This is a genomic window from Paenibacillus sp. 01T443 (assembly GCF_056398325.1).
Genome location: NZ_JBFTPE010000050.1, coordinates 1 through 7,868 on the forward strand (window position 1 = coordinate 1; position 7,868 = coordinate 7,868).

Genomic DNA, 7,868 nt, shown 5'->3' on the forward strand with positions numbered 1-7,868 from the left:
TGCCTTAAACTTCATAGTAGAGTGCCTTAAACTTCATAGTGGAGCGTCCTCCTGGATGATGGGATTTTAAGGGCTATGACCCGTTGCGTACTCCCATCGTACCGAGGCGCTTTTTCTTTTGCAAAGACGAAATTAATCCATCTACAGGAATGCTAACGGGACACGATAGTTGAACAAACAAGGGGGGGGTGCTGCCGCAGCTACTCCCTTTCTTTGTTAAGCAAACGGGCAGGATAGCTTGGAAGTATGATAAATCTGATAGATATTGAAGACATTTCTTAAATAATCATTGGAGGTAACCAATGTTAGAAAAAATTGATTTTAAGTCTGGTCAAGTAATCCTTAATGATTTTGATTTTGATGATACKATTCCTCTTGAAAAACAAATCTGGTCGTTTAAACACGATATATTTCAGGTGAGATATGATAAAGGTTTAATTTTGGATTTAGGATGGTTACCAGAATTCAATTTAGAAGATGGGATATTTACATTAGTAATAGTAAAAAATCAAGATTGGTCAAATCCTATATTCACCAAGCGAACAAAATCACTAAAAGAAATTTACGAATATATAAAAGAAGCAATTGATTTAGTTGAATCACTCAAAAATAGAAATTAAATATTAGTGAATATTATCAAATGCATATAAGAGGGGAAGAGCATGCTGGTTTCTATGAATTTGTATTGAAGGAAATTATTAATGAGCAGGAATTCATTAAAATTTTAGTTGAAGATAGACCGCCTGAACGTGATGAGACTCCTAATGTGATTTATTAATCCAAGGCTGCTCATGTTTATCGAATGTACAGTTATAGAAATTCTCCAAGAATGGCGTTAAACTAACGGGACACGATAGTTGAACACCGAAAGGGCTGTCATGTGGTAGCCTTTTATTAATCTAACGGGCAGTATAGTGCAACAATMCCTAATCTTTTTCGTATGTAATTGTACGTGCATACTTATGAATGATAATGTGATGGATGGTTTGTAAGTCACATCATACCCATTTAAGTGGAGGCAAATATGGCAACAAGGGTTTATTTGTTTTTGGAGGAGAAAGAATTTGTACTGGAGGCATGGGAGGATGCCAATCTGGAAATTAAGCGTTGCGTAGATAACCATCGAATAACGGTTCATCCTGAACGTAATTCCAACCACGCTGATATTGAAGTTAATTGCGAAAGTATAGAACTGGCGCTGAAGTTTAGCCTGCGCGATTTGAAGCAGGAAAAATCGTCGATGCTTGCTTCCATGGAGCAAAGCGTCGTAGAGGATATAGAAGATAAGGATTTTGATTTTTGGGATACTATTCCACCGTTTGGAGTAGTTGAGCTATTTGGGATTGGATTCAAGCGGGGGAAAGAAACGACTGAAGCTGAAGTTGAGGCTTTTTTCTTATTGCTCAATAATTTTCTGCTAAAGCATTTTATGATGTACGTCTTTCTTGAAAGTGAGATTGAGTCGGTTTTTCCATATATCATTGAATGGAACAGCAGTCTAAAAGAGTTTTCTCATAATGGAGTGAAAGGCTATCGGATAGCCAATTTTTGATGAGAAACAAAGGTTATTGAACTAACGGGTAACGATAGTTGAACAGATATGGAGCAGTTTGCTGCGGCAGCTGCTCCTTTCTTCGTTAAGCTAACGGGCAGTTTAGTTTAAATAGAAACATCACGAATGTTCTTGATAATTATGCTATATTTTAATAAAAATTCACTCTAGAAAATGAGGGGGGAGTATTCTGAACAAGATCAAAATATTATTTTTTGCAATGTTTTTATTAGTAAGTCTTTCAACAGCGTGTTCACCAAAAGAAACACCAACATTAGAAGAGCAATTTAAGAAAATTATGGTTGAAAACAACATTACTTTTGACTCTGTGTGGCATTTTGAAGTTAAAGATAATGTAGTAATCATTTTTTATGAAAAAGAACAAACATTAAACTTAGGATTTATAAAAAATAATCAAAGTAAATGGGAATGGATAACTGGCAGTGGTTCTATTGACCTTCATGAAGGTGGTTATATAGCAACAGCTGAAATGAGGCTTCCAATTTACATAACTGCTGTTGTTAAACCTAATGAGAATGTCCAAGGCATTTCTGTTCAAGGGGAATATGCAAAATTAGTACAGATTAATCCTAAAGATAAGGTTTGGTTTGCTTTTACTAATAGACCAGCCAACGGCAATGATATAAAAGAAATAAAATAATTTCTYGTTAAACTAACGGGGAACGATAGTTGAAAAACACATGGATGAGCAGGCGCTGCGGTGGCCTGCTCATTTTATTAAGCGCGTGCCCAGAGGCACGCATCTTCTAGCCGTTGAAAGTCCGGCCATGGGAGGGGCCAAGCCCTCTTGTAGTTAGGATGTCTGCGTACGGCGAAAGTTTTGCGTAGAAGCGTATCGACAAAAATCCTGAGACAGGGCGAGCAACATGCCAGACTGTAACATCAAGTGAATCTTGCCGCGTCGTTAAAATGGCCTCGCAAGAGGGACAAGGGGAAGCCGAACCTCGGCTTAATGGGTGAAGGCCAGGGAAACTGCTAAGAACTTGGAGCGGCAGTGAAGAATCCTCCGGCGTAAGGGGATCGGCATGGTATGAAAGAGGATGCAGTGAACTGGGGAAACCCTCCCCTGCACGGAAATTTTTTTTTGAAACCGTAACGAAGTGATCTATAAGTCCAAAAGTCCAAGTTATAAAAGACTTACAAAACACATAAAAAATGGTATCCTCTATTAAGAACTTTATGTTCTTAATAAAAAATAATTTAGAGAAATGTGAGGTACAAGGATGAAAAAAACGAATGGGTCGCGAACCAAAGTTTTAGCATTAATCTTATTTTTATTTGTAACATTCATGACAACAGATGCGAGCATCATGTATGCAGATGAAGCTGATAATGTTCCCAGGTCACTTCAAGGGAAAATAACAGACGAGAATGGAAATCCCGTTGATGGCGCTTCGATTCGAATTGGTACGTATGCTATAGGATTCGGATTTCGTTTTGTCGGTTCTGCTGTAACGAACGAAGAAGGCGAGTACACTATCCCAAGCTATACGCGAAATTTCGGTGATGCCGTATCCACGATCATAACGGCAAATGGTAACATGGTGGTCAACGCACTGACGTCTTCCGAAACGTTCAACTATCAATTCCCAGTGCAGCGAGCAATCCTCACAGGAAAGGTTACTTACGGGGATATGTATGAAACACCTGTTGCTGGTTACCCTGTACATTTAGGCGTGCATTTAGGAAGCGGCGGTCGGATTAATGTGGCTTCTGCAATAACGGATGCAGAAGGTAACTATACCTTTTCCATCATCCCTGGCGATTTTAGTTCGGCTTTAGGAGAAAATATGTTTAGACTGATTTTTGACAACAATTACGAGAGACATGTTGAACTTCATTTGGGGGATAACAAAAGCGAGCAAGCATTTGGTATTCCTATTCCTCAAGGCGTGAAATTAAACGGACGTTTAGCAGGTTATGTTACGGACGAAAACGATATTCCCATTCCTGATGCTGCAGTCGAATTGGTTGAACTGGACACCCCGATCATCACGAGTGAAGGATTTTTTGTTACTAATATTATTAAAGGTGGAAATTATACATTAAGAGCAACTGCTCCAGGATACACGCCATTAGAAAAAGTAATAGAAATTAATGGCGGGGACAGTTTCTTAACCTTTAAGCTTATCAAAAGCAGTCCACCTGTTGTTACGGCCACTGCGGACCGAACGCCTGATCATCATGGCTGGTATAATCATGATGTGACGGTCTCATTTCAAGCGACTGACGATGATTCCATTCTAGCGATTGATCCTCCCATAATCGTTTCGACAGAAGGTGCTGATCAAGTCATACAAGGGATTGCAAGGGATACTGCAGGGTTAACGGGGATCGGCTCCATTACTATTAACTTGGACAAAACGCCACCTGTTACACAAACGTTAGTTTCAGAAAGCGTTCAAAACAATTGGTACAATATCGATGTACATGTTACTCTTTCTTCAAGTGACAACCTCTCTGGTGTGGAAAACACGGAGTACAGTCTCGATAATGGACAAACGTGGTCTGACTATAACGAAGTTATCACCCTTAATAAGGAGGGTGAAAATACTCTCCTTTATCGAAGTTCCGATGCGGCAGGAAATACTGAACAGTCAAAGTCACTAGACGTTAATTTGGATAAGACAGCTCCATCCTTAAATGTAACGCTTGATAAAACCGTGCTATCACCAGCTAACCATAAGATGGTTTCCATACAAGCAGTCGTTAATGTGATTGAATCTGGCTCGGGACTCGATTCCGTCGTATTAACATCGATTACAAGTAATGAAACAAGCAATCAATCAGGCACTGGCAGCACCGCAATCGATGTTCAAAATGCTGATTTTGGTACAGCCGATACTACCTTCGATCTTCGTGCAGAAAAATCAGGAAAAGGTGAGGGGCGCGTATATATGATAACGTATACTGCCACAGATAGGGCAGGCAATTCGGCCGTGGGCACTGCCACTGTCACAGTCCCCAAGAAAAAATAAGCTGCCTTGAGCTAACGGTCAGGATAGTTGAACAAGTCATAAATTGAATAGTTTATTTATAGAGCATTTCTCTTCAAGAGAAATGCTTTTTATCTTTGTATAAAACTTAAGGGTAAAAAACTTCAAATATAAGGTGTAATCAGAGAAAAAGTTTTTAATAATTTTGAAGGAGAGTTTGATTTAGATGAACATCCTTAAGTTTTTTGTTTATCAAGTTTTACTTTCATTTCTCGGTATTGCGGTTGATATTCTGTTTAGAGAGTTTATATATGAATCATCCTTTTTTAATAATAGATATATTCCAGCACTAATTGAGACATCAATAAATGGTGTCTTACTATATTTTACGTTTAAATTATATTCTTCTTTAAAAACAACTAAGTTACGATACAAGATTTTAATACATATTGCTGCTTTTATTTTAGGTGCAATATTGGTGGGGTTAACGGGGAGTTTTGTGGGCATGTAAAGGTGGGTGTTCTTATTTCGTTGAACTAACGGAGAACGATAGTTGAATAACACACATTCTTGAGCAGGTGCTGCGTTAGCCTGCTCATTTTATTAAACTAACGGGTAAGTTAGTTTTAAATGAGTACATAATAAAAGGGTTTAAGAGGTGATGATATTATGGATTATGCGGAGAGGTATGTTGTTGAACTTGAAGACGGTACTTTTGCATTATGGGGGCAATTTGTTGATGGTGAAACACAAAGCATACTGGCAATGGATGAATTTTATAATGGAACTTTGCTACGAAAAGAAAATGCAGAAAGGAAAATTGAACAAATTAATAAAAGAGTATGGAAATTTTCGGGTGATATAAAGAAAGCAATTGGTATTCGTAAAGTTGAAATGAGGATGATTTAAACGCTCTAAACCCTTCTTCATAAGAAGCTTAGTATTATCCTTATTAAGCTAACGGGGAACGATAGTTGAACACCGAAAGGGCTGCCATGTGGTAGCACTTTATTAATCTAACGGGTACTTTAGTTTGACCATAGCGAGTTTGCCGCGGCGTGGCGCTGCTTAATGGGTGTAGGAATGTTATTACTTAGAAATTGCCCTGTGAGCAGGAGACTTGCTCCAGGATTTTAAGGAGGAATTAAAATGGATAATAGTATATCCGAAACAAACGATACCCCTTGGCAGAACATAGACGATATTTATAGAGAATCAGTGTTTACAATCTCTAAGGGAAATGTAATCAATCTTTATGTTAAAGTCGAAGGTGATTTTGAGCTGTTTGAATCGTATCCGATAGGGGTAAGAGCTATCTTAACCGAATAGGAATATCTGGATGAAAAATATATAAAACCTTTTAAGCTCCTAGACTATACACGAACGGATAAATCATTTCATGCAGAATTAAAAGTAATTAAGAAATCAAAAGAAGTTGATGAATTAAAGCTACTGTGTGAGGATCTTATTAGTATATTTAACAATCTATATCTTTTGATCTCGGATTGGGGAGTAACATTAAAAGAATAACACTGTATTGTGGCATTCCCTTGCGAATCATCTGAAGAAGTTAAAAGGACTTATGACGAGTTAATCGCAAAGGGAGCGATGAAATATTTGCAGACAGAGAATTGAACTCCCTCAGTACGATTTAGTTTTCTCACGAATGCTCGCTTATTCGCAGGATTTCACCCTTGCCAGAAACACAGAGAGATAGTACGAGAACCCTTGTTGAAGACCAGGACAACATGAAGGCGTGAGGAAATAGTGGGGGAGGTTGGAACCCCATATYCTTCCATATGCTGCACGCATTCTCCACGCCGCCCCTGGAGGTTTTCACTCCCATGTCTCAACGGGTCTTTGCCCTCTCATTCCTTCGTTACGCCTATCCAAGGGGTGGAGGCCGGTCTTGCTAACGGTACGGGTCGGTGCCCTTTGGTTCAATATATCCGGTACTCCGTGCTTTCTTTTGAAATCCTGCGAATAAGCCAAAATTCGTACGACGAAACGGTAAGATATCGCTTAAGCTGCTAGCTGCAGTGGCATCGTTTTTCGAGGATTGTAGGCTTCACGGYTGCGRGCCATTCCTACGAGAATGCGAGCTAATTTACCACATAGTTTCATAAGGGATCTCATTTTCTTCATCTTTTTTACCTGAACATTGTACGTATGGATCGCTTTGAATTCCGGATTGTTTGCAACTAAACTCATGGCCATCATGAAGATGAAGCGGCGGAGGCGAGATCGTCCACGTTTACTAATCTTCATCTGACCCGTCCATTTTCCAGAGCTTGCTTCTGCGAGGTTGAGGCCAGCATGTCGCAGCAGAGCATTGCCATGAACAAATCCGCTTAAATCCCCGGCTTCACCAAGAATACCAGTGAGTGAAATGGCGCTAATCCCTTTGACAGCAAGCATGGATTTAGCAAAAGGTATACGATCTAACACGGCGATAATCTCCGTTTCTACTATTCTTAGCTGCTGGCAAGCAAGGTCGTATTCATCGAGTAGCTGCTTCAAATGAAGCTTGTAGGCATTCGTGGCTTGTCTAGAACCCACAGAGCTACTAGCAAGGGCGATAAGATCTCGAGCTTTTCGCTCACCAGAATGACGCTTCATCAGTGATTTCCAGCCTTCGATGATGTCTTGCGGCTGTAGTTTCCGAAGATCTTCAGGCGTAGGGAAAAGACGAAGCGTGGCCAACGAACCGGTGCACATCAGGCTCTTGAAGACCTGACGAAGCTCGGGGAAAACAACGTCAACCCAACGATGGATTTGGTTTTTAGCGCTAACGAGTCTCGTCACGACAGWGTCGCGGTTTGAGAGATAGACACGCAGCTCTTCAAAGGCCTCAGGCGTGCTACGAATGAAAGAATAGTAGCCGTTTTTGACCATATCTGCAATAACGAGRGCATCCTTTTTGTCGCTCTTGGAAGGTGTATTGTCACGGTTTTCTTTATTCTTTTTAACGAGATGAGGATTAACGAGAACTACTTCAAATTGTTGCTCAGAGAGCCATCTGGAGACGTTAAGCCAGTAGTGACCGGTAGGTTCCATACCGACAATGGCTTCAGTTAGGCCGTTTGCTGCTTGGAGTGATCGCACCCACTGAAGAAGATTGTTGAATCCTTCTTCATCGTTTGAGAAGGAAAGAGGATTTCCGATGGCGATTCCTCGAAAGTTCACCGCCCGTGCGACATGAATTTGCTGGGCGATGTCGATCCCAACGACAAGGTGATGGGCGGTAATCTTTTCAATGAGTTGATTTTGCTTCTCCTGTGCCTTAAACTTCATAGTAGAGCGTCCTCCTGGATGATGGGATTTTAAGGGCTATGACCCGTTGCGTACTCCCATCGTAC

At 40.3% G+C, this 7,868-nt stretch carries 8 protein-coding genes; 7 read left to right on the plus strand and 1 reads right to left on the minus strand.

The features are described 5' to 3' along the window. Positions 1-302 precede the first annotated feature (302 nt). From AC1DLI_RS33910 to AC1DLI_RS33940, 7 genes are all read left to right on the plus strand, one after another. The gene (locus tag AC1DLI_RS33910; RefSeq protein WP_477610060.1) at positions 303-620 is read left to right on the plus strand and encodes a hypothetical protein; all 318 of its coding nucleotides are present in this window, start codon (positions 303-305) and stop codon (positions 618-620) included. A 428-nt stretch (positions 621-1,048) separates the two neighbouring features. Beyond that, on the plus strand, positions 1,049-1,552 hold the full coding sequence (locus tag AC1DLI_RS33915) for a hypothetical protein (RefSeq protein ID WP_477610062.1): 504 nt from the start codon (positions 1,049-1,051) through the stop codon (positions 1,550-1,552). 220 nt (positions 1,553-1,772) lie between these two features. Continuing rightward, positions 1,773-2,213, plus strand: coding sequence for a hypothetical protein (locus AC1DLI_RS33920; RefSeq protein ID WP_477610064.1), 441 nt, complete (start codon positions 1,773-1,775; stop codon positions 2,211-2,213). A gap of 583 nt (positions 2,214-2,796) precedes the next feature. After that, a complete protein-coding gene (locus tag AC1DLI_RS33925; protein ID WP_477610066.1) occupies positions 2,797-4,551 on the plus strand; it encodes an OmpL47-type beta-barrel domain-containing protein in 1,755 nt (584 codons plus the stop codon). A gap of 184 nt (positions 4,552-4,735) precedes the next feature. Then, positions 4,736-5,020: a hypothetical protein gene (locus AC1DLI_RS33930; protein WP_477610067.1), complete on the plus strand. Its 285-nt coding sequence runs from the start codon at positions 4,736-4,738 to the stop codon at positions 5,018-5,020. Positions 5,021-5,178: 158 nt separating this feature from the next. After that, on the plus strand, positions 5,179-5,418 hold the full coding sequence (locus tag AC1DLI_RS33935; protein ID WP_477610069.1) for a hypothetical protein: 240 nt from the start codon (positions 5,179-5,181) through the stop codon (positions 5,416-5,418). 240 nt (positions 5,419-5,658) lie between these two features. Then, positions 5,659-5,838, plus strand: a complete 180-nt coding sequence (locus AC1DLI_RS33940) for a hypothetical protein (protein WP_477610071.1) — start codon at positions 5,659-5,661, stop codon at positions 5,836-5,838. A gap of 693 nt (positions 5,839-6,531) precedes the next feature. On the opposite strand, the gene AC1DLI_RS33945 is transcribed toward AC1DLI_RS33940, so the two are convergent. Further along, positions 6,532-7,803, minus strand: a complete 1,272-nt coding sequence (locus AC1DLI_RS33945; protein ID WP_477610073.1) for an IS110 family RNA-guided transposase — start codon at positions 7,801-7,803, stop codon at positions 6,532-6,534. Positions 7,804-7,868: the final 65 nt, after the last annotated feature.

Coding starts and splice junctions, on each gene's coding strand:
- AC1DLI_RS33920 (WP_477610064.1), top strand. CDS start 1,773: ATGTTTTTATTAGTAAGTCTTTCAACAGCGTGTTCACCAAAAGAAACA.
- AC1DLI_RS33925 (WP_477610066.1), top strand. CDS start 2,797: ATGAAAAAAACGAATGGGTCGCGAACCAAAGTTTTAGCATTAATCTTA.
- AC1DLI_RS33930 (WP_477610067.1), top strand. CDS start 4,736: ATGAACATCCTTAAGTTTTTTGTTTATCAAGTTTTACTTTCATTTCTC.
- AC1DLI_RS33935 (WP_477610069.1), top strand. CDS start 5,179: ATGGATTATGCGGAGAGGTATGTTGTTGAACTTGAAGACGGTACTTTT.
- AC1DLI_RS33940 (WP_477610071.1), top strand. CDS start 5,659: ATGGATAATAGTATATCCGAAACAAACGATACCCCTTGGCAGAACATA.